This is a genomic window from Martinezella hainanensis (genome assembly GCF_900094555.1).
In the GTDB taxonomy this organism is placed as follows: Bacteria; Pseudomonadota; Alphaproteobacteria; order Rhizobiales; family Rhizobiaceae; genus Rhizobium; species Rhizobium hainanense.
This window is the reverse complement of record NZ_FMAC01000006.1, coordinates 1-20811: the sequence shown is the minus strand read 5'-3', so window position 1 is coordinate 20811 and position 20811 is coordinate 1. Positions and strand designations below refer to the sequence as shown.

Annotated in this window: 21 protein-coding genes; 9 read left to right on the top strand and 12 right to left on the bottom strand. The window is 58.5% G+C overall.

What is annotated here, in order from left to right:
* Positions 1-25: 25 nt before the first annotated feature.
* Positions 26-400: a hypothetical protein gene (locus tag GA0061100_RS19310; RefSeq protein WP_208621564.1), complete on the bottom strand. Its 375-nt coding sequence runs from the start codon at positions 398-400 to the stop codon at positions 26-28.
* 547 nt (positions 401-947) lie between these two features.
* A complete protein-coding gene (locus GA0061100_RS19305; protein ID WP_244557888.1) occupies positions 948-1880 on the bottom strand; it encodes a LysR family transcriptional regulator in 933 nt (310 codons plus the stop codon).
* Positions 1881-2023: 143 nt separating this feature from the next.
* Between GA0061100_RS19305 and GA0061100_RS19300 the strand changes: the two genes are divergently transcribed.
* The 5 genes from GA0061100_RS19300 to GA0061100_RS19280 all read left to right on the top strand — a co-directional run bounded on the left by GA0061100_RS19300 (position 2024) and on the right by GA0061100_RS19280 (position 6611).
* Positions 2024-2737, top strand: a complete 714-nt coding sequence (locus GA0061100_RS19300; RefSeq protein ID WP_075854360.1) for a phosphoribosyltransferase family protein — start codon at positions 2024-2026, stop codon at positions 2735-2737.
* A 459-nt stretch (positions 2738-3196) separates the two neighbouring features.
* Positions 3197-3769, top strand: a complete 573-nt coding sequence (locus GA0061100_RS19295) for an aminotriazole resistance protein (protein ID WP_075854359.1) — start codon at positions 3197-3199, stop codon at positions 3767-3769.
* Positions 3770-3788: 19 nt separating this feature from the next.
* Positions 3789-5312, top strand: a complete 1524-nt coding sequence (locus GA0061100_RS19290; RefSeq protein WP_075854358.1) for an ABC transporter ATP-binding protein — start codon at positions 3789-3791, stop codon at positions 5310-5312.
* Positions 5309-5989: an energy-coupling factor transporter transmembrane component T family protein gene (locus tag GA0061100_RS19285; protein WP_075854357.1), complete on the top strand. Its 681-nt coding sequence runs from the start codon at positions 5309-5311 to the stop codon at positions 5987-5989. Before GA0061100_RS19290 ends, GA0061100_RS19285 begins: the two co-directional genes overlap by 4 nt.
* On the top strand, positions 5979-6611 hold the full coding sequence (locus GA0061100_RS19280) for a phosphoribosyltransferase family protein (protein WP_075854356.1): 633 nt from the start codon (positions 5979-5981) through the stop codon (positions 6609-6611). Before GA0061100_RS19285 ends, GA0061100_RS19280 begins: the two co-directional genes overlap by 11 nt.
* Positions 6612-7293: 682 nt before the next feature.
* Here GA0061100_RS19280 and GA0061100_RS19270 read toward each other — a convergent pair.
* The 6 genes from GA0061100_RS19270 to GA0061100_RS35410 all read right to left on the bottom strand — a co-directional run bounded on the left by GA0061100_RS19270 (position 7294) and on the right by GA0061100_RS35410 (position 12708).
* The gene (locus GA0061100_RS19270; RefSeq protein ID WP_075854354.1) at positions 7294-8031 is read right to left on the bottom strand and encodes an ABC transporter ATP-binding protein; all 738 of its coding nucleotides are present in this window, start codon (positions 8029-8031) and stop codon (positions 7294-7296) included.
* Complete coding sequence (locus tag GA0061100_RS19265; protein WP_075854353.1) at positions 8028-8873, bottom strand: ABC transporter ATP-binding protein; 846 nt, start codon at positions 8871-8873, stop codon at positions 8028-8030. Before GA0061100_RS19265 ends, GA0061100_RS19270 begins: the two co-directional genes overlap by 4 nt.
* Entirely contained in the window at positions 8860-9762 is a 903-nt protein-coding gene (locus GA0061100_RS19260) for an ABC transporter permease (protein ID WP_075854352.1), read from the bottom strand. Before GA0061100_RS19260 ends, GA0061100_RS19265 begins: the two co-directional genes overlap by 14 nt.
* On the bottom strand, positions 9759-10787 hold the full coding sequence (locus GA0061100_RS19255; RefSeq protein ID WP_075854351.1) for an ABC transporter permease: 1029 nt from the start codon (positions 10785-10787) through the stop codon (positions 9759-9761). The genes GA0061100_RS19260 and GA0061100_RS19255 overlap by 4 nt, the downstream gene beginning before the upstream one ends.
* 20 nt (positions 10788-10807) lie before the next feature.
* Positions 10808-12403 (bottom strand): ABC transporter substrate-binding protein, encoded by a 1596-nt coding sequence (locus tag GA0061100_RS19250; protein WP_075854350.1) that lies wholly within the window; start codon positions 12401-12403, stop codon positions 10808-10810.
* Between the two features lie 179 nt (positions 12404-12582).
* On the bottom strand, positions 12583-12708 hold the full coding sequence (locus tag GA0061100_RS35410) for a hypothetical protein (protein ID WP_280173840.1): 126 nt from the start codon (positions 12706-12708) through the stop codon (positions 12583-12585).
* A gap of 185 nt (positions 12709-12893) precedes the next feature.
* Between GA0061100_RS35410 and GA0061100_RS19245 the strand changes: the two genes are divergently transcribed.
* The 3 genes from GA0061100_RS19245 to GA0061100_RS19235 all read left to right on the top strand — a co-directional run bounded on the left by GA0061100_RS19245 (position 12894) and on the right by GA0061100_RS19235 (position 16057).
* Positions 12894-13868 (top strand): mannonate dehydratase, encoded by a 975-nt coding sequence (locus GA0061100_RS19245; protein ID WP_075854349.1) that lies wholly within the window; start codon positions 12894-12896, stop codon positions 13866-13868.
* 38 nt (positions 13869-13906) lie between these two features.
* Complete coding sequence (kdgD, locus tag GA0061100_RS19240) at positions 13907-14815, top strand: 5-dehydro-4-deoxyglucarate dehydratase (RefSeq protein ID WP_075854348.1); 909 nt, start codon at positions 13907-13909, stop codon at positions 14813-14815.
* Positions 14816-14935: 120 nt separating this feature from the next.
* A complete protein-coding gene (locus GA0061100_RS19235) occupies positions 14936-16057 on the top strand; it encodes a lactonase family protein (protein ID WP_244557887.1) in 1122 nt (373 codons plus the stop codon).
* A gap of 129 nt (positions 16058-16186) precedes the next feature.
* Here the strand turns inward: GA0061100_RS19235 and GA0061100_RS19230 are convergent, their stop codons facing one another.
* Positions 16187-17359, bottom strand: a complete 1173-nt coding sequence (locus GA0061100_RS19230) for an AGE family epimerase/isomerase (RefSeq protein WP_244557886.1) — start codon at positions 17357-17359, stop codon at positions 16187-16189.
* A 406-nt stretch (positions 17360-17765) separates the two neighbouring features.
* On the opposite strand from GA0061100_RS19230, the gene GA0061100_RS19225 reads away from it, so the two are divergent.
* On the top strand, positions 17766-18191 hold the full coding sequence (locus GA0061100_RS19225) for a DUF4168 domain-containing protein (protein ID WP_075854345.1): 426 nt from the start codon (positions 17766-17768) through the stop codon (positions 18189-18191).
* A gap of 116 nt (positions 18192-18307) precedes the next feature.
* On the opposite strand, the gene GA0061100_RS19220 is transcribed toward GA0061100_RS19225, so the two are convergent.
* The 3 genes from GA0061100_RS19220 to GA0061100_RS19210 form a co-directional block, all read right to left on the bottom strand.
* The gene (locus GA0061100_RS19220; protein WP_143525469.1) at positions 18308-19132 is read right to left on the bottom strand and encodes a hypothetical protein; all 825 of its coding nucleotides are present in this window, start codon (positions 19130-19132) and stop codon (positions 18308-18310) included.
* Positions 19129-20256 carry a LysM peptidoglycan-binding domain-containing protein gene (locus tag GA0061100_RS19215; RefSeq protein WP_075854343.1) on the bottom strand — a complete coding sequence of 376 codons (1128 nt, stop codon included), beginning with the start codon at positions 20254-20256 and terminating at the stop codon, positions 19129-19131. The genes GA0061100_RS19220 and GA0061100_RS19215 overlap by 4 nt, the downstream gene beginning before the upstream one ends.
* A 225-nt stretch (positions 20257-20481) precedes the next feature.
* The coding region (locus tag GA0061100_RS19210; protein WP_143525468.1) for an IS5 family transposase at positions 20482-20811 on the bottom strand (330 nt) is incomplete at its 5' end.

The following is a 20811-nucleotide window of genomic DNA, read 5'->3' as shown; positions in this document are numbered from 1 at the left end:
GTGAGACAGCAAATCTTCTCAGGCCCTAGTCGATGACATTCGGGATCGACCGTTCAATGCGAACATCCAGGCGGATGACGCGCGTGCTGAGAATTTGAGATTCGCACAGGGTCTCGAAAACGGGCAGGAAAACCGGGCGAATGATCGTAAACCAGGAAGCGACATCGTCGATGCTTGCTCGGACGCTTGCGGTCTTGCCGCTTTCATCCTTGCCAAGGATCAAGAGATTGCCGGCCAGCGGCGCGGGGTGGCCCTTCAAATCCGCTACGCTGGAAAGCCCGTCGGTAAGACTGTTATTGTCGGCATAGAGAAGATGAGAGTCCTCGATGCGGACGACATTGACCTCGCTAGAGCCGACCAACTTGTGGATGTGCTCGATCCGATTGCCGGCGGGAAGCATCACCGACCGGATCGATCCGTCGGTTGTGCTTAAAAGATATGACTTGGCCTCAGGCAGGGGAATGTCTTCCGTTTGCCGTTCGATGAGGCGCGGCTCTGGCGCGGGAACAAGGCGGAGTCCCGTTCGTGCTCTTCTATAGGACTCGTATGGGGTATAATCATTCGCCATTCCCTTGCTACCTCGAGAATTAGCATTAGAAGATATTGTCCCCTATAGGCGTGAGCTTGTGCAACTTTTGCAAGCATCAAAATTCGTTCGGTGTGTTGCCTTTTCTTCAACGGCAGGGTGTCCTTGACAACCTCTGTCCGAATACGCAGCGATGCTTGTTTCCGCGGCCTCCGGAGTACTTTCGCAACGCATGGATAATGCCGAGCGCCGGCGCCACGGCATGTCGCTTACGAAAAAGGACACGAGCGCTGACATCTCGGGTTGCCGTGGAAAGCGCGATGTCTGCTACCTTTGATTGATAAATCCTGACGGAGACGAGGTAGTGCCATGATAGATGCGGTCGTCGTGCAGCGGGCGGCTTGCCCGGATAGAAGACTGACTACTCCAATGAATGCGGGGGTGCTTTTCCGGCTCGAACTGCGATCTCATCGAGATGTTCCTCAAAGTACCTGCGGGCGATGATGGATGTCATCGAGAGGCTGCGCCTGGGATCAACGATCAGGGAAAGTACCATTGGCGGCAAGCCGCTGTCGGCTATGCGAGAATAGTGTAATCCGTCCTCATGCGGGAGCGTCATGCCGGAAGCGATCGCCGTAACCCCGTAACCGCAGCCCTCGCGGACCATGGAACGCATGAGCGACAAGCTGTTGGTCGTCAAGACAGGCTGAAAACGGATGTCGACGCGCGCCGCGGCAATGTCGACGACATCCCGTAGATGACTGCTGGTGTCGGGAACGATCGTCGGCTTCTTGAAGAATTCGCCTATGGAGATGCTGTCCGGTTGCTCTACGCCGGGATCTGCGGGCAGCATGGCGATGAGATGAAAGTCGGCGGAGCGCGTAACAATGACCCCCGGTAAGGGTAGGGGGCTGAAGGTCAGTCCGAAGTCTGCGCCTCCGTCCCTGACCAGCTGCCGGACGCGATCGGAATCCTCCACTGCGATCGCATTGCGGATACGAGGATGATCCTTCGTGAACCGCGCAATCACTGCGGGCAGAAAATCGGGCACGGTTTCTTGGGCGGCGGCTATTTTCACCTCGCCGCGGCGCAGTCCCTTCAGTTCTTCGATCTCGGATTTGATGCGGGAAAGGTCTTTATTCCATTCCCTGTAGCCGTTGACGAGCAGTTCGCCCGCCGATGTCAGCCGCATGCCGCGCGGCAGCCGCTCGAACAGGGCAACACCGAATTCCTCCTCGGCGCTGATGAGCTGCTTGTTGATCGCCGAAGCCGACACATTCAGCTTTTCCGCGGCTTTTCTGATCGAGCCATGGTTGGCGATCTCGTCGAGGTAGTGCGCGAAGCGAGAAAACATGAGTCTGCTCATTCGGGAGGTATACCTCGTTGAAGAAAAGGAAACACACCGGACGAATTTTGTTGGTTGTAAAAATTGTGTGACCTAGTGTCTATTAAGACAATAATTTGAATGCAATCAATGGTGCCAAGAAGGCCGCAAGTATGTATCTGGAGACCCCGCAAACCCATCAGGTACAGATTGCCGGCGAGAATTTCAGCCTGCCGATCGTCCAGCTGAGCGATCGGCGGGCAATCGCATTGCTGATGGTAATCGACATGGGTGTCCGGTTCGGAGATCTCGTCGGCGACGCTCTTACCCGTCATTTTGCGCAGTTGCGGCCCGACATCGTCGTTGGAAGCGCCACCTTGGGCGTCCCTGTCGCGATCGAGGTCTCGCGGCGCCTTGGCATCGATCGATATGTAATCTTGCAGAAATCACCCAAATTTCACCTTGCGGACGCCTTGGTTGAGGATGTTCGCTCCATCACGACCGCAGTACCACAGCGTCTTCTGCTGGATCGCCGTTCGATAAAGCTGCTTCAAGGCAGACGTGTTCTCGTTGTCGATGATGTCATCGCTACCGGTTCCAGCATGGCGGCGGCAATCAGGCTTGTGCGTCGTGCCGGCGCAAACATAATTGGGGCGGGCGCCATTCTGACCGAAGGTCATTCTTGGCGGGACCTGCTCGGAGAGGACGCCAAGCTGGTGACCAGTCTGGGCCATATTCCCCAGTTTGATATTGTCGATGGAGTGGCGACGCCGGATGCCGCGACCGAAAAGGATGCTTGGACGAAAGACCGTGCTTTGGTCAACAAGCCTATCGGGCAGATCCGGCGGAGACGTTCCGTGGCCCAGAAAGACGTCGCGCGGATATAAGCATGGCACCAGCGACTTGCTGAGCTATCTTTGCCACAACCATTGGGCGCCGTGCGAATGATTGGATTGGCCTGCCGATATTGCGTGTGTTACATCAGATTTCATATGCAATCATGAGTGGTTTTGTGATTTGAATTTCCTGTACGTCATTTGAGTTTTGGAGAGAACTTTCGTGAGCGGGCAATTCATTCCTATTTGCAATTCCAATCTGCGCGTTACGCTGCCTTATTTCCATCGTCCCCTGTGAGTTTTAGGGGCCAGAGCGATGACCTGTAAGGGACCCCGAGGGTCGATAGAGTGTGATGTCCTGGCCTCCGTTCGTGGTTGGACGGAGTGCGGGATTTGAGTGACGGGATGCGTCAATAAAAGAGCGCGAACTGCGCCTGAATGATCGCGGGGAGCCGTACCAATGGGTTTTCCGAGAATTTCTGGAAATTACTTTTTAAAGGGACCAAGATCATGCAACCAGCGACCGTATCACAAACAGACGGCAATACACTCTTTCCCATCGTTCTCTCGATCGTGGCAGCGGCTGCGACTGGCGTGCTTTGGGCCTATGCCAATCCGATCCAGCTCGTTCCCGGCGTCATTCAGTGGCGCATTTTCGCCTTCCTGCCATCGGTGATCGGCATTCTTCTCGGCTGGCGCAGCGGCTTCATTTGCGGCTATCTCGGCACCATCGTCTGGTCGCTTCTGGCCGGCACCTTCATACCTGCGCATTCGCTTCTCGTCGATGGCATCATGGTTGGCTTGACCGGCCTTGTGCCCGGGCTCCTTTTCGATCCGGCCAAGACGGCCTTCGATCGCAGCACGCTGATCAAGATTGCCGTCGTCTGCCTCGTCGTCGGACTGGTTATGGTGGCGGCGGTGTCTGCAAGCCTTGCCTATCTCGGCATTTTCCCGTTCTGGTGGGGTTTTGGTTATCTCGGCCTGTCCGACATCGTGCCCATGGTCGTCGGCACGCCGCTTCTGATCATCCCGGCCCTGAAAATTCTGAAGAGTGCTCATCCCACCGGTTTCAAGCGCTTCTGAACCGAATCTGGATCAACAAGTGCTCAATATTGCCAATCTGACGATTGGTTTCGGCGGTGCCGCACCGGTGCTTGCCGAAACCAATTGTATGCTCGACGAGGGGCAACGACTTCTCGTCTGTGGTGAAGCCGGCAGCGGCAAGTCGACATTGCTCGGCGTTGCCGCTGGCCTGATCCCCCGCCTTATTCCAGTTGCCGAATTCTCCGGGCAGGTGGAGCTTGATGGCCGTCCGTTGCTTTCCTTCACAAAGAAAGAGCTGTTCGGCGCGATCGGCTTCGTGTCGCAAAATAGCGAAGACCAGCTTTGGGATATCTGCGTCGAGGATGTCATCGCCTTTCCGCTGGAAAACAAGGGCGTCGAGCGAAACACGATCCGGGATCGGCTCGCCGAACTGATGACCGAGTTCGAATTGCAGGCCTTGAGCGGCCGTCGGGTTCTGACCCTTTCGGGGGGTGAACGGCGAATGGTCACCATTGCTGCGGCAATCGTCTCGAGCCCATCGATCCTTGTGCTGGACGAACCAACGACCGGGCTTGATCCGGCCGCGCGCGTGCGGCTCTCCAACATCCTGCAGAAAGTGCTGGACAGCACTCCGACATTGCTGATCTCGGAGCAGGACCCTTTGGCACTATGCACCGTGATAGACAGCATCGCTTTGCTGCGTCGCGGCGGCGTTTCTGCAAGCATGCCGGTGGAGACCGTACTTAGAGAGGATGCCGCCTGGATCGAGGCCGGCATTCTGCCGCCGATGCGTTCCCGGTCCGCGCGGCAGACCGACGAGCCGGGCCGTCCGCTACTGACTGTTTCGGGATTGGCAAGCCAGCTTTCCCGCTCGCGCGGAAACCCGGTGCTGAAGGACGTCAGCTTCGATGTCCGGGCTGGAGAGGTGTTGGCGCTCATCGGCCGCAACGGCGCTGGCAAGACGACGCTGTTCAAATCGATCCTCGGGCTGGTGAAAACCACTTCGGGTTCCATTCTCCTCGACGGGACAAAGGCCGACGACTGGTCTGTCGCAGCGCGGGCGCGCAAGATCGCCTATATTCCCCAAAACATGCGCCATATTCTGTTCAACATGACAGTACTCGGTGAGGTGATCTTTGCGATTACGGCATCGAGTGCGTCGTCGAACGATCCGGCCGTCATTGCGCGCGCCACGGCGGCGCTGGAACGTTACGCGCTCTCCGAGCTGGCGGAAGCCAATCCGTTTGCTCTTTCGGCCCGCCAGCAGGCATTGCTGGGCCTTGCTTGCGCCGATGCGACCGGCGCGCTTGTTGCCATCATCGATGAGCCGTTATTGAGCAGAGACATCAAAGGCCGGCAAATGCTGGAACTTTTCATCTCGTCAATGCAGTCTTCGGGGCGGGCGGTCATGCTGATCTCGCATGATCTGGAACTGGTCGACGATCTGGCCACCCGCCTGATGATCCTCGACAATGGCACGATCGCGTTCGAGGGAGTGCCCGAAGACGGCTGGCAAAGCGGCCCCTTCCGTTCCCTCGGCTGGCAAGCGCCTTACGATATGACAGCATGGAGCATGGCATGACGCGGCTTCATGAGCTCAATTTCTTTATCAAGCTGGGAATTGCCTTCATCATCATGCTGGCCGCCTGGTTTGCCCCGGAGTGGCGGTTCGGCGTACCCCTTGCTTTGATCTGCCTGGCCCTTCTATGGGGCTTGAAGGTCCCCGGTCTCCGTGGCTACGTCAACGGCGCCACGCTGCTGACAGGCATGGTCATGGTGAGCTGGATGATAAATCTCTGGCTACAGGGTCTTTCGACACCCGAGGCCTTGTCGGTCGCGGCGGCGATGGCCGCCAGGCTGGTGACGACGACAGCCGCCTTCTATTTCGTCATGGAGACAAGCTCGCCGGGCGAAATATTGGCGGCGGCAAGCGCTGCGCGGCTGCCGTCCATTGCCACGCTCGTCCTGTCGCTGACCTTCGGCGTCATTCCCATGCTGCGCGACGATTTCGAGCGCATTGCAGATGCTCAGCGTTCTCGCGGCATGGAGATCGACGATGTCAGCCTGCCGACGAAATTGCGCTTCGCGCTGGCACGCGGCATTCCGCTGCTCGTCCAGGCGATCCGCATGGCGCATGCCATCTCGTTTTCCCTCACCCTTTACGGGTATGATCTGAAACACAAGCGAACAACCTGGCGAGAAGTCGGCTTGATGGTCGAGCAACGCCTTAGCATGAAGGATAAGACCAATGACCTCTGAGACCATGGACCCGAGAACCGGACAGAACTGGAAGGTCGATGTTGCCGGCTATGCCGTTGATCTGCCAATCGTAGCGATCAAGCCGGATTTTGCCATTTCCCTCATGATGGTCATCGATCTCGGCGTGAAATTCGGCGAGCATGTCGGCGTCAAGCTTGCGGCCAAATTCGTATCGCTCAAGCCCGACATTGTGGTCGGCACGGCGACACTTGGTATTCCCGTCGCCATTGAAGTAACGCGTGCGCTCGGCCTCGACAATTATGTCGTCTTGCAGAAGTCGCCGAAGATCCATTTGGCAAATGCGCTGGAACAACGCATCTCGTCCATCACCTCCAAGGGCGAGCAGCGCCTGCTGCTGGACCGCGCGGCGATACCTCTTCTCAAGGGGAAGCGCGTGCTTGTCGTCGACGACGTGGTCGCCTCCGGGTCTAGCCTCAAGGGCTCGCTGGAACTGGTGCGCAAGGCCGGTGCCGAGGTCGTCGGCATTGGCGTTATCCTGACTGAGGCTGGCGATTGGAAGGAGACGCTGGGATCCGATTGCGACCTCATTCAGAGCCTCGCCCACATCCCCCAATTCTCCAAGACCGGTAATTCGGCCTGGGAGCCAATTCCCGGCACGTGAGACCCGTTCGTGTGCTCAAATGGGGCATTTGGCTTCATCACAGGCGCCGGTTTATTGCGATCGCCATGCGGTGCGAACGATTGGCGTAATATTGATCCGATAGCGTTGTGAGGTGGTGCAAATCACACCAATCACAGTCTTGCGCTGAACACGGGGAATAGCAGGCAAAGGCCCGCTATCGGACTTGCTGCAAAAGCGAAAAGGGACTGATTTCTTTTGCAAGAATTCGGTAGACTTGCAGATAACCTCTATTGCTTCCGAAGCCTGCAGATGACGGTGCCGTCACCCGTTCGCGCCTTCTTGTTAGGATCGATACAGGTCAGGGCATTGGGTTCACAGTCCTCGCGGAACTCATACACCCCATTGGGACCCTGGGCTTCCAGGTTAGGCCCTTGCGATGGGCAATCCACAGCCTCGGTGCCGCGTTGCTCGCATGCGGAAAGCGCAAGACCGATCAGGAGGAGAGTAAGAAACTTGTGCGTCATCTGCCTTCGACTGCAGGATCATATGATGAATGCAAGGCCACTAGTGTCATGGAGTATATAGAAACTGGGTGAGTGGCCATACATCAACGCGTCCAGGAAAATCGCAATCATGATCCTGACGGGGATCGCACTGCGACCGGCTCCCGGTGTCGATTTTGCGCAATGACTGGAGCGATCAAATATCGGCCATGTCCGCCTCAAAGGAAACTCGCTTCGAACAATTCGCGTGTATAGGCGTCGTGCGTCGTGCCGGCCTGCAAGTCCGCCTTGGTCAGTGCATCGACGAAGGTGCCACCCTTCATGATCAGCACCCGATCGCACATATGGGCGATGACGGCCAGGTCGTGGCTGACAAGGACATAGGTCAGGGAGCGCTCCTCGCGTTGGTCGGCGAGAAGATTGAGGATTTCCGCCTGGATCGACACGTCGAGCGCCGAGGTCGGCTCGTCGAGCAACAGGATGGGCGGCGAGAGGATCAGCGCGCGGGCGATGGCGACACGCTGGCGCTGTCCACCGGAAAGCTCGTGTGGATAGCGGTTGGCGAAGGCTGTCGGCAGCCCGACCTGGCGCAATGCTTTTTCGACCTTAACCCAGACATCGTCATGCCCCATGGCACGCAGTGGTTCGGCAAGCGCCGTGCCGATACGATGGCGGGGATGCAGCGAGCCATAGGGGTCCTGAAACACCATCTGCGCATGCCGCAGTTCATCCCGCGTGCGGGTCTTGCCGACAGCCTTGCCGGCGAGGCCGATGTCGCCGGACCATCCCTTTTCCATGCCGGCGAGGCAGCGCAGCACGGTCGACTTGCCGCATCCGGACTCGCCGACAATGCCGAGCGTCTCTCCTTTGCCGACATCGAAGCTTACCCCTCTGACGACATGATTCTTTGTCTTGCCGGATGTAAAGACGACATCAAGATCGCGAACGCTAATCATCGGCTGGTCTCCAGATCAAGCTTTGCCCTGTCGAGCACCGCTAGCCGCCGCACCGGCCTGTGCGGGTCCGGCAATGCGGACATCAGCCCGCGCGTATAGGGATGCTGCGCATCTTCGAGACGGGTCAGCGTCTCCACGATGCGGCCGGAATACATGACGATGATGCGCTCGCAGAAGGCCGCGACCATGCGGATATCGTGGCTGATGAGCAGCAGCCCGGAATTATTCTCACGCACCAGCTCATCGAGCAGGGTGAGCACGTCCTTGCGCACGCTGACATCGAGTGCGGACGTCGGCTCGTCGGCTATGACAAGCTTCGGTTTTGCCAGGAGCATCATCGCGATCATGACGCGCTGCCCCATGCCGCCCGAGATCTGATGCGGGTAAAGCGCCATCACGCGGTCCGGATCGCTGATGCGGACGCGCTCAAGCATGGCCCGCGCCGCATCACGCGCTTTGCCTCCGCGCAGGCGCAGATGCAGCCGCGCCGCCTCGGCGATCTGCTTGCCGACCGTCAGCACCGGATTGAGGGAATAGCGCGGGTCCTGCATGATCAAAGCGATATCCTTGCCGCGCAGGGCGCCCATCTGGCGCTCCGACCTGTCGAGCAGGGAGATGCCGTCGAGCGTCATGCCTTTGGCCGTGATGCTTGCGCTTGGTGGCAGCAGGCGCATGACCGCACGCCCGGTCGTCGATTTGCCGGAGCCGGATTCGCCGACGATCCCAACGCGCTCGCGTCCCACATCGAAGCTGACATCGGAGACCGCCGCCAGGGAGTTGCGACCGAACCGGACGTTCAGACCCTGGACGGAGAGGATGGGATGGGGATCACGATCTTGCATGGCGGGGATCCAGAATATCGCGCAGTGTGTCGCCGACGATGTTGAAGGCCAGACTTGCCAGAAGGATCGCGATGCCGGGCATGACGGCGACCCACCAGAAATCGAGCATGTATTTGCGTCCGTTGGAAATCATCGCACCCCATTCCGGGGCGGGCGGCTGGGCGCCTAGCCCGAGGAAGCCGAGGGACGCCGCTGTCAGGATGATGCCTGCCATGTTGAGCGTCAGGCGCACGATGACCGAGGGGACGCACATCGGCGCGATGTAGAAGAACAGGATACGCAGCCTGGAGGCGCCATAGAGCCTCGCAGCAGCGACATAATCGGTGTTCCTGACGACGAGCGCCTCGGCGCGTGCCAGTCTTGCAATCGGCGGCCAGGCCGTCAGCGAGATGGCGATGATGGCAGTCGTCAGGCCGGCGCCGAGTGCCGCGGCAAAGGCCAGCGCCAGGATCAGCGACGGAAAGGAGAGCACGATATCGGTGGCGCGCATCAGGAGCGCATCGATACGGCCGCCGAAGAAGCCGGCAACCACGCCGATCAGAAGACCGATCGGGCCGACGATCACCGAAATCGACAATACCGTCTGGATGGTGATGCGCGTGCCGAAGATCAGGCGGCTGAGGATGTCGCGGCCGAACTCGTCTGTTCCGGCCAGATGCGCAAGGCTTGGCGGCTTCAACGCATCCGAAAGCACCTGCACATTCGGATCATAGGGCGCCAGCAGCGGCGCGAAAATCGCGATCAGGCATAGCAGGGCGAGGATGATGAAGCCGGCAAGGCCAAGTGGTTCCTGGGCAAGCTTGCCGCCAGCGCTTTTCAGCGAGCCCATCATGCGGCTCATGATGTTCGGCGGACGGACGGTTACGTCCGCATGGATCGCGTCGCTCATCGGACAGCCTCCCTGGTGCGCGGATCGAAGACCGCATAGGCGATATCTGCTAGGAAATTCAAAAGCATGAAGAAGAATCCGACAATGATCGTCGCCGCAAGGATGGCATTCATGTCGCCGATCATCAGGGCGTTCGTCATGTATTGGCCGATCCCCGGCCAGGAGAAGACGATTTCCGTCACCACCGCGCCCTCGAGCAGCCCGCCATAGGAGATGGCGAGAATGGTGATGAGCTGCACGGCGATGTTCGGGAGAACATGGCCAATGATCGTTCGCGCCGGACCGACGCCCTTGGCGCGGGCGGCAATCACATAATCCTGGCTGAGCTGCTCCAAAGTGAAGCTGCGGGTCATGCGGGTGATATAGGCGACTGCCGCATAGGCGAGAATGAAGGCAGGCAGGATGATGTGGCTGAGTGCATTCCAGAAAATATCCGTCTCGCACTGCAGGAGGCTATCCACCAGCAGCAAGCCGGTTTGCGGCGTGACGATGCCCTCGTAATAGACATCGACCCGGCCAGGGCCGCCGACCCAGTTCAGGCCTGCATAGAAGACGACAAGCCCAACAATCCCGAACCAGAAGACCGGAATGGAATGGCCGACGAGAGAGACGACACGCGCGATCTTGTCGATCAGCCGGTCGCGGAACAGCGCCGCCACCAGACCGAGCGGCACGCCGACGAAGGTCGAGATGATGACGGCAAGCGTTGCAAGCTCGAATGTCGCGGGAAAGGCCTGGGCAAGATCGGCGGAGACGGGATTTCCCGTCAGGATCGCCGTGCCGAAATCACCATGGGCGAGACCCTTCAGGTAGATGAAGAATTGCTCGTAGACGGGGAGATCCAGTCCGAGCCGCTGGCGCATCGCCGCATAGGCGGCGGGATCGGCCAGCTCGCCGACGATCGCCCCCACCGGGTCGGCCGGCAGGACGCGGCCGATCACGAAGGTGACCAACAGGAGGATGAACAGGCTGACGATCAGATGCGCGATGCGTCGGCCGAATTCGGCTACGGATAGTTCCTTCATGATCGGCTGCCTTCGATTGCTTATTCGGCGTCAGCCTTGGTCACGTTTTCAAGGCGGGTCATCTGGTTGGGATGTCCGAGATAGCCTTTGACCCTGGCAGAGAGAACAAGGGGTTCGAACCGTTCGAAAAGCGGCAGGAGCGCCGGCTTCAGGTCGACGAACATTTGCTGCATCTGGGTATAGAGTTCGGCCCGCTTCTTGGCATCGGGCTCCACGGAGGTCTTTTCCGCAAGCGCCGTCAGTCCGGGGATATCCCAGGCTGAACGCCAGGCAAAATTGCCGGCATTATTGGCCTCGAGCCGGTTGTCGGGATTGTTGGCGAAATCATCCATGGAGCCGAGAACGTTCGGCATCAGCGCGCTCGTCTGCGGCAGCAGCAGGTCGAAGTTGCGGGCGCGGTGAGCGGCAATAATTTCGGAGCCATTGCCCTGCTGTATCTCGACCTTGATACCGATCTGGCCGAGGGAGGCCTGGATGGCGGTTGCCAGATCGATGCGTGGCGTCTGCGAGATCGTCTTGAGCGTCAGCGAAAAGCCGTCCTTGAAGCCTGCTTCCGCAAGCAATTGCTTTGCCTTGGCGACATCGAGGTGCCAGTCCGGATTCGGCAGTGCATATTCGAAATTTTCCGGAACGGGGATGTTTCGTGCCCGGCCGTAAGGACCCATGATGGTCTTCTCGATGCCCTTATAGTCGATGCCATAGGCAATGGCTTCGCGAACCTTGGGGTTGGCGAGATATTGGTTGCCCGCATTCATCGCCAGCACATAGAAGCCACCCGTCGGTACGCGCTGGATGACGAAATTGCTCTTGGTTTCGAAGGTCTCGAGATCGGATTTGGACAGTGCATTGCCGATATCGATATCGCCACGGTCCAGCATCAACCGCTCGACCTGGCTTTCCGGCACATGGCGGATGATGACGCGCCGCATTTTCGGCGCGCCGCTGACATAGGTCTTGTTGGCATCCAGAATGACGATCTCGTTCGGGGTCCATTTGTTCAGCGTGAACGGCCCGGAACCTGCCGAATGGGTACGCAGCCAAGCGTTTCCGGAATCGTCGTTCGCAATATGCTTCTGTACCTCGACACTGTCGACGACGCTCGAAACGCCGAGTGCTAGCCGATAAAGCAATCCTTCAGCCGTCACCTTGTCCGTCAGGTCGATACGCACCGTCCTGGCGTCGACCGCATGGATCTGATTGGCGATCGTTTCGATGGAATAACCAATGCGCTTGAAATAGGAGGAACCGGACTGGTTGAGCTTCACCAGCCGGGTCAGCGAGAAGACGATGTCGTTGGCGGTGACCGGATTGCCGGAAGCGAAAGCGGCATCCCGCAATTTCAGCGTCAGCGACTTGCCGTCATCCGTCCAGCTTTCCGCCAGCTGCGGCACGATCTTGCCATCCGCGGTCGTTGCGACAAGTCGATCATAGAGATTGGCAAGGATTTCGAGTGCTTTGGGTTCGGTGGCCTGCTGCGGATCGAGGGACAGCACCTGCGCGAGCGACGTGCCGATCACCAATTGATCTTTGGGCGTAGCCGCCTGAAGCTGCGGCGCGGCCAGTGTCAGCATGCCGATTGCAGCGCCTACAAACATGGCCTTCGAAAAGTGCTTCATTATGCTTCCTCCCTCGAATAGTATATAATACGTATGATGTTATGCGCATGTCATATTATGATTTATCGAAGATCGAAGACGTTTGCAAGGCCATGCGGATGGCTTGATGCGAATGAACGAGGGTCAAAAATGGCGACATGCGACCCGAGTCGCCTGAAACTGGCGTAACGGGCAATCGATCAGCTGCCATATGGCTTGGCGGTAAAGGGTGTCAGACGGGCGGCTGGCTTTTGGACAAGGCTGGAGATGAAGCGGCCTTCGATGTCAGCGATTGCGCCGGTCTCGGCAAAATCCATGCCGGGCAACGGCTAAAAATCCCGTTGGTGATCGGAGGTCAAGGCTCTGAACATGCGTGACAGACAATGTGGGTGCATGCGGCGGCAGGCCCGTGGCGCCATCGTATGCTCGCCAAGCGGCAATAGCTCTCGACACCTCGAAAAATTCATATTATGTCATATGATATAGACCAACCTCATGGGAGAGACGCTCGGTGTATGTAGGAACACAGGTCGAGGCGCGCGATGACGACGATTATCGCGTTTTCGCGCAATTGGGGCTGAAGCATATATGTGCGGACCCGCCGGGAAAGCCGGAGAGCTGGACGCTGTCCGATATTGAGCGCCTTCGCGACAAGGTCGAAAGCTTCGGGCTGATTCTGGATATGATCCAGCTTCCCTTGCCGTCTCAGCCGATCGAAAAGGCATCCTATCCTGACATTCTGCTTGCCGGACCGGATCGCGATCGCCAGATCGATGCGGTCTGCAAGCTCATCGAAGATGTGGCGGCGGCCGGCATTCCCGCGGCAAAATACAATCTCAATCTCATCGGTATCCCGCGTACGCCGGAAGAACCGGGACGTGGCGGTTCGCTGAATGCGAGCTTCCGATGGGATAGAGCGGACCATCAGGCAGCCCCCGGCCTTGCCGGCGTCTTGTCGGAAGACGAAAACTGGGAGCGGATCGACTATTTCCTGGAACGTGTTGTGCCCGTGGCGGAGAGCAATCGCGTCCGTCTCGCCTGCCATCCGCACGATCCCTATACGCCGCCGGGCTATCGTGGCGTCACGCGCGTGCTCGGCTCAGTCGAAGGCCTGAAGAAATTCGTGCTGATGCGTGAAAGCCCCTATCACGGGCTGAACTTCTGCCAGGGATCGGTCGGCGAAATGCTCGACAATCCGCGCGAGGAGATCGACGACATCATCCGCTGGTTCGGTACGCGTGGTAAGCTCTTCAACGTCCATTTCCGCAACATTCGCGGCGGAAAGCTCTCCTTCATGGAGACCTTCCCTGACGAGGGCGACATGGACATGGTTCGTTCCGCCAAGGTCTACAAAGAAGTTGGCTATCAATACATGCTGATGCCCGATCATGTGCCGACCATCAGCGGCAGGGACCCGACCGGCGTCGCCTTCGCCTTCTGCTACGGCTACATCGCCGCCCTCGTTCAGTCGCTCGAAGGCGCCTGAGACCCATTGCTCATACCAATCGATAACAGGATTCCAAGATGAACCCGATTGAACTGAAAAAGGCGGTTGGCAGCGGTCTGCTGTCCTTTCCCGTCACGCATTTCGACAGCGACCTCAAATTCGACGAGGCGAAATACCGCCGCCATGTCGAATGGCTGGCAGGCTACGATGCCGCCGCCCTTTTTGCCGCCGGCGGAACCGGTGAGTTCTTCTCCCTCAATCCTGCCGAAATCCCGCAGGTCGTTCGCGCCGCAAAGGCATCCGCAGGCAATACGCCGATCATCTCGGGAACGGGCTACGGCACGTCGCTTGCCATCGAGATCGCCAAGGCCGCCGAGAAGGCGGGAGCCGATGGTCTGTTGCTTCTGCCGCCTTACCTGATGTTTGCGGAACAGGCCGGCCTGATCGCGCACGTCAAGGCGGTCTGCCAATCCGTCGGCATCGGCGTCATCGTCTACAACCGCGACAATGCGGTGCTCAGCGCGGACAGCATCGCGCGGCTCGCCAACGAATGCCCGAATCTGATCGGCTACAAGGACGGCGTCGGTGAAGTCGACAAGGTAATTGAGATCACCACTAAGCTCCAGGATCGCCTGGTCTATGTTGGCGGCATGCCGACACACGAAGTCTATGCCCAGGCCTATTTCGCCGCCGGCGTGACGACCTATTCCTCCGCCGTCTTCAATTTCATTCCCGCGCTTGCCCAGCGTTTCTATAGCGCGTTGCGGAGCGGAGATCAGGCAACAGTCGATGAAATCCTCGCGGGCTTCTTCTTCCCGTTCGTCGCCCTGCGCAATCGGAAGAAGGGCTATGCGGTCTCTATCATCAAGGCCGGCTTGCATGTTCTCGGTAAGGATCCCGGTCCGGTGCGCCCACCGCTAACCGATCTGACGCCGGAGGAGCTGGCGGCGCTCGCCAGGATCATCGAGACAGCCAAGGCCGCGTGAAGCGTAGCCAAAGGGAGCAAGTGATCGTCGGCAATGCCGACGATCACCTTTTGCAGGAGGAGGACATTCGTGATTAGGCTATCATCTGGAATTTTTGCCGCGGTCATAGGCGCCTCGGCAATGCTTTCGGCGACACAGGGCGTGCTTGCCAAGACATTCGTCTACGTCTCCGCGGCGACGGACGGAAAGATCGACAGCTACAGCATGGACGAAAAGGCCGGCACCCTGACACCGGTGGCGACCTTCGATGCCGGCAAGATGGTCATGCCGATGACTGTCGGCCCTGACAAGAAACATCTCTACGCCGTCGTGCGCTCGCAGCCTTATCGGGTGCTGACGCTGGCGATCGATCCCACAACCGGCAATCTGACGCAGGCGGCGGTCGCGGCTCTGCCTGACAGCATGCCCTATGTATCGGCCGATCCCTCCGGGCGGCTGCTCTTTGCCTCTTCCTACGGCGGAAACAAGATCGCGGTCCTGCCGATCGATCCGGACGGCCGCGTGACGAACGGCACTCGCCAGATGATCCTGACCGGCCGCAATGCTCATTCGATCGTCAGCGACCCCACAGGCAAATATGTCTTTGCGACCAATCTCGGCTCCGATGTCGTGCTGCAGTTCCTGCTCAATCCCGAGACCGGCATGCTGGAGCCGAACAATCCGCCTGAGATCGCGACCAAGCCGGGTTTCGGACCTCGTCACATCATTTTCTCTCCAGGCGGCAAGTCGGTCTATGTCGTCACCGAACTGACCGGTCACGTCATCCACTACAGCCTCGATCCGGCAAAGGGGACGCTTACCGAAATCGAAAGCGTCGCGTCCGTTCCGGATGATGCCGGCCTGTCTCCGGGCATTGCCCCGCCGCCTCCGCCGCCGTTCAGCGTCACGACGCCGGCGGCTGCGCCCGTTGATGACGGCAAGCCGAAGGTCTGGGCAGCCGATATCGGTATCACCCCGAACGGCAAATTCCTCTATACGACCGAGCGAACCACCAGCAAGATCGCGCTCTTCCATGTCGGGGACGGGAGCGGAAACCTCACTTATGTCACCAATTATCCGACCGAGAAACAGCCGCGCGGCATCCGCATCGATCCGTCGGGCCGCTTCCTGATCGCGACCGGGGAGAAATCCGACAAGATCGCCGTCTATGCCATCGACCAGGCGAACGGCGCGCTCACGCCGATCGACCGCTATCCCGTCGACGCCGGCGCGAACTGGGTGGAAATCGTCAATCTTCCCTGAAAAGAAACGGGGATCACAGCCATCGCGCCTTTGTGTGGCGGGATGGCTGTCAGGATCCATCGCTACTCTAACGCATCGGCGGCCGTTGCCAACTTCGGAAGAGGTTCGCGCTGAAACGGATCTCGATGGTTATCTTCGGTCCAATTGGATCAGTTCGCAGACGACTGTCCACAAGTGATAAAGAGAGCTCGCAGGTATAGAGGTTGCGATCGAGCGTCCGTTAAGGTCAAAGCAGTCGCGCCAAGTTCCCCTGGGTGTGTGTGCAAGATACGTTTCCAGTAGTGCTGCTGTCAGTTGCTCCGCATGTTCAAGATAGTCCGAATTCCCGGTCAGCCGTGCTTGCGTTATATATGCCTTTATCAGCTCAGCTTGTGGCCACAGACGACGACTTTGCTTTGTTGGAATACCGTCAACACTGGTTTCGTCGATCAGAAAGGGTGTACCTGCCTGCCTGCCAACCGAGAGGGTGTTGTCCAGTATCTTGGCTGTCAATGAGCTGAGGTCCCTTCCTGACCACTTCACATAGCGGCCAATCAGCCAAACCCATTCGGCCATATGGCCCGGCTCTATTCGTCCCGATCCGTATATATCGCCGATCTCCCACGCTGGCCCGAAATACTCGCGAAGTGTGTTGGTGGCCTCGTCGAAAAAGCGGGATCGGAATAGCCCATAAAGTTCGCTGGCGCGGGCGATATGAGCGGGAGCGGCGTAAGCTTCCGCCAAGGCGAGAAATGATTCGAAACAGTGCATATGGGGGTTCTGTCGACGGGGGATGGTGCCGAGGCTGTCTTCCGCCCAGCCGCCGTGCGGGGCCGTCAACATGTCGTCCATCGCCGTGATCGTATCGTCGATCTGATTGCGGTACGTTGCCTTGCCGGTCGCCTGAGCGAGCCAGGTTAGCGCTAGAAGGACGCATGCATGATCATAGAGGTCGCGTTCGGAATCAACAACGGCGCCGGTCCTGTAACTAATGCTCCTTGGAAACCCTTGTGTTTGCGTGCCAATGCGCGAAGTTGCCGAGAGATTGGCAAAGGCTCGCTCGGCTTTCTGCAGCGATCCTTGCGGGGCAACACCGAGCGCAGTGGCGTGTGCGAAGACATAGACGACGCGTGCCGCCGTTCTCGTGCGAACGATGCCGCTTGGATCTGCGGAGCCATCGATCTGTAAGCCTTCCATGAATTGGCCGGTGACATCGTCGAAAGCGGATGAGATCCAGGTCGGTAAGACAATCTCGATGAAGTAGCTTTTGAAGTGAAGGAGAGATGCGTAGTTCTTCATCGCCGTTTGATTGGTGCTTGACAAGTTATCGTTTGCTATAGGGAAGGTGCGTGCGGCAATAGCATCATCGTATAGGTTGTATCAATACTATTTTATAAATCTGCACATTGTTTGAACCGCCGGAGCAGTTTCCACTTATTCCGGGTCATGGCCTGTAGGAAACCAGCGGAATAGCGGTTCGAGCATGAGGTCAATCCGGAGTTCTTTCCCAATTTCGGCGTAAGATTGAACCCCGACAGTGATCGCCATAAAGCTGCCGCTCTATGGTCAGGGGATCGCCGCGCTATTGCCTCACAGAAAACGTTTGAGGGCCACATTGCCGCCGGATCGTTCCTCAACCCTAACCGGCGGCTAAATCATACGATATGCCATCCTTCGCTCTACGCCATCAAAGAGGTGTTTCCCCCCGCACGACTAAAGAGGAATTGAGATGATTATTCGTCATATCCCCGCTGCATCGTTGACCGCTGCAGTCTTGAGCTTGATGGTTCTCAGCAATCAAGCATTCGCGCAGCAAGCAACACAAGAACAGCAACCTGCCCAAGCGCAGCAGCCCGACAGCACTGCTACTGCTGCTACAGTCAGCGATCAAAAAATAGAGGCTTTTGCGGTCGCTTATCTCCAAGTGGACAAGATCAGGCAGGAATATTCAACCAAGATCGGCGCAACACAGGATCCGACAGCGAAGCAACAGCTGCAGACCGAGGCAAGCAAGCAGATGGTACAAGCTGTTCAGACCTCTCCGGGGATGTCTGTCGACGAATACAACGCAATTCTGACGGCTGCAAAGAAGGACCCCGCACTCGTTAAGAAAGTCCAGGACAAGATTCAGAAAGCCGCGCCTGCACAACAGTAAACGACGATCCAATCTCCGGGTGGAGTGATAATAGGTCGATGCCGTACCAAGTGCTGCAATCCTGGCGTGGCATCGACCGGCTCTTCATCGCGATAGCAGTGAGGTGGTTGGCTGGCTTACCGCCCGGCTGCTTTCAACAGACCGTTTCGAGCGAAAGTTTCGTGCAATCGCGCATCGACGGCGATGTAGGAATCGAGTGTCAGTGCGAGTTTTTTCGCAATGAGCGGTACACTTTCGGCCAGCTTTATCAGGCGTCCCGGATCGGAAAACACGATTTCCGCATAGGTGTTGAAATCATTCTCTGAAGTCGTTGCGCCATAGGCGGAGAGAAAACCGGTTTCCACCGGCGGTGCTGTCTGGCCATTGCGAGCGATCTGATCGGTCGCACTGTTCTGAAATTGCCATCCAGCCGGCTCGAGCGCCGTGAAAGCGCGTTGCAGTGCGTCGTTGCGCAGCCAGATGAAGGAGCTCGTTTCGTGATGCACGCCAAGTTCCGCGGTCAGCCGACGCGTCTCGGCCGATACGTTGGAGGGAGCGGCGAGGAAAATCCAGTCGAGCCCATAGGTGCCGCCCGCTTCGGCGCCGTCGATCAAGATCTTGCCGGCGATGAAGATCGCCTTGATGATCCGGCCGAGACATTGTTCCGGATAGGCTTCGAAAGCTTTCGAGATGCCGTGCAGCGAGTCCTTCACGGCGGTGCGGTCGGCCGGGCTCAGCACGACACCCTCTACAGGCGCATCAACAGGCAGATAGGGTGGAGCGTAGAAGGTCGACGGATCGCCAAAGCCGATCGTCAGGCCCTGTTGCCGGCCAAGCTTGGCCGCATAGGCATCAGGGTCGGCAATAGTATCCTCTTTCGGTGTCGACCGGCCGAGAAGGTAGGAACCGCTCCCGGCCAGAACCACTGCTGCGCCAAGTAGAAGACGCCGTGAGACGATCAATGCGCCAGCCCGACCCGAGCACCGACTTGCACGGCGGCAGGAACCATTGCGCGTGGCAGGGCGGTGGTGGCCGCGCCGCGAAGCATGGCAAGGCCGCGCGTCAGCGAGGCGCCAGCGGCTGCAAAGGAGGCCGGATCATCGGCAACGCCGGCGCCGGCGGTGAAGAAATCCTCGACCAGGGTCCCGACGACGATGACGCCGGCGCCGATGACCAGGCCGGTGCCGATGACACGGCTCCAGTTTGTCCCTTCGTCCGGCTCGCGGACACGCACCGCGTCACGCACGGCCTGGGGCGAGGGCGCCGACGGGGGAATTTGCGCCTTCGGCGTGATCAGGATCACGAAGGCCACGCTCATAGCGACATAGTGGAACGGGCCGATCCTGCCCTGCAGCTTGGGGAAGCGGACTTCGGCGCGCAGCTTCGGGATAGGGCTGCTGGAGCTGAACTCGACGCCAACGGCGGTGGCCGCGGCGTTCGGCGTTGTGCTCTGGCTGACCAGCATGGAGCGCACTGTCACCTCTTTTTTCTTCGAATCATAGATGAAGCGCGTGTCACCGATGAGCTGGCCGAAGGCAACATTGGCCTGCTGCGAGATCTGCGTTTCCAGCCGTCCGCCGTTGCTCACGTAGGTTGCGGGATAGCTCTTGTCCGTCATCAGGACGACATCGCCGGTCATGCGGAATTCGATCGTCGCCGTCGGGGTTTCGATGACGGGCATCGTCAGATCGTTCAAGCGGTACTTGATCGAGATCGGCGAATAGATGTGCGGCAATTCCTTCTTCAGTTCCGTAGTCGGGTTGCCGGTGCGAAGTGGCTGCGGGGAGGGAGAATGCGGCGCCTGCGTGGTGGCGGCCGTCGAGGGACTATGATGCTGCGAAGTATGATGCGCATGGTGGTGGCCGTTGCTGCCACGCTCGCGTTGACCCGGTAGAACGGGGATCAGAATTGTGCTGCCGGTATGGATCAAATCCGGATCGGGAATTCCATGACCGGTGGCGCGAATGACATCGCGGCGGTTGTTATAGCGCCAGATCCGCGGCCATTGCGCACCATGGCCGAGATGTTCGTGGGCAATAGACCAGAGCGTATCGCCCGCCTTGACCTGATATCGTGTGCCGATCATCAATTTCCCCCGTGTGTTGCTTAACGGAATAGGATAGTTGGCTGGAGCGCCTGCCAACGCGTATCAGGTTTTCACTATCGTCATATGACAATAAGATTACTAATCATACCTAGCGTAGAGATATTCCACCGTTAGATGCATGTAAACGGTCGCGCCGCCGATGGCCAAGCGGGATATCGAAGCGGACTTTCACAGGATCTGGAGCTAGGCTCAGGACTCGTTAACTCATAGCCAGAAGATGACGGCTGCTGCGATGCATATGGCTGAAAAGAAGGTATGGGCACACCGATCGTAACGGGTTGCGATGCGTCGCCAGTCCTTGAGTTTGGCGAAGAGATTCTCGACCTTGTGCCGTTTCTTGTATAGCCCCTTGTTGTAGGGATACGGGACCTTCCTGCTTCGGCTGGATGGAATGCAGGGTTCGATGCCCTTTGCCTGTAAGGCCTCCCGGAACGCGTTGCTGTCATAGCCTCGGTCAGCAATCAGTGTTTTGGCAGGTGGCAAGGCTTCCAGGACAAGGCGAGCACCCTTATGGTCGCTCATCTGGCCTTCGCT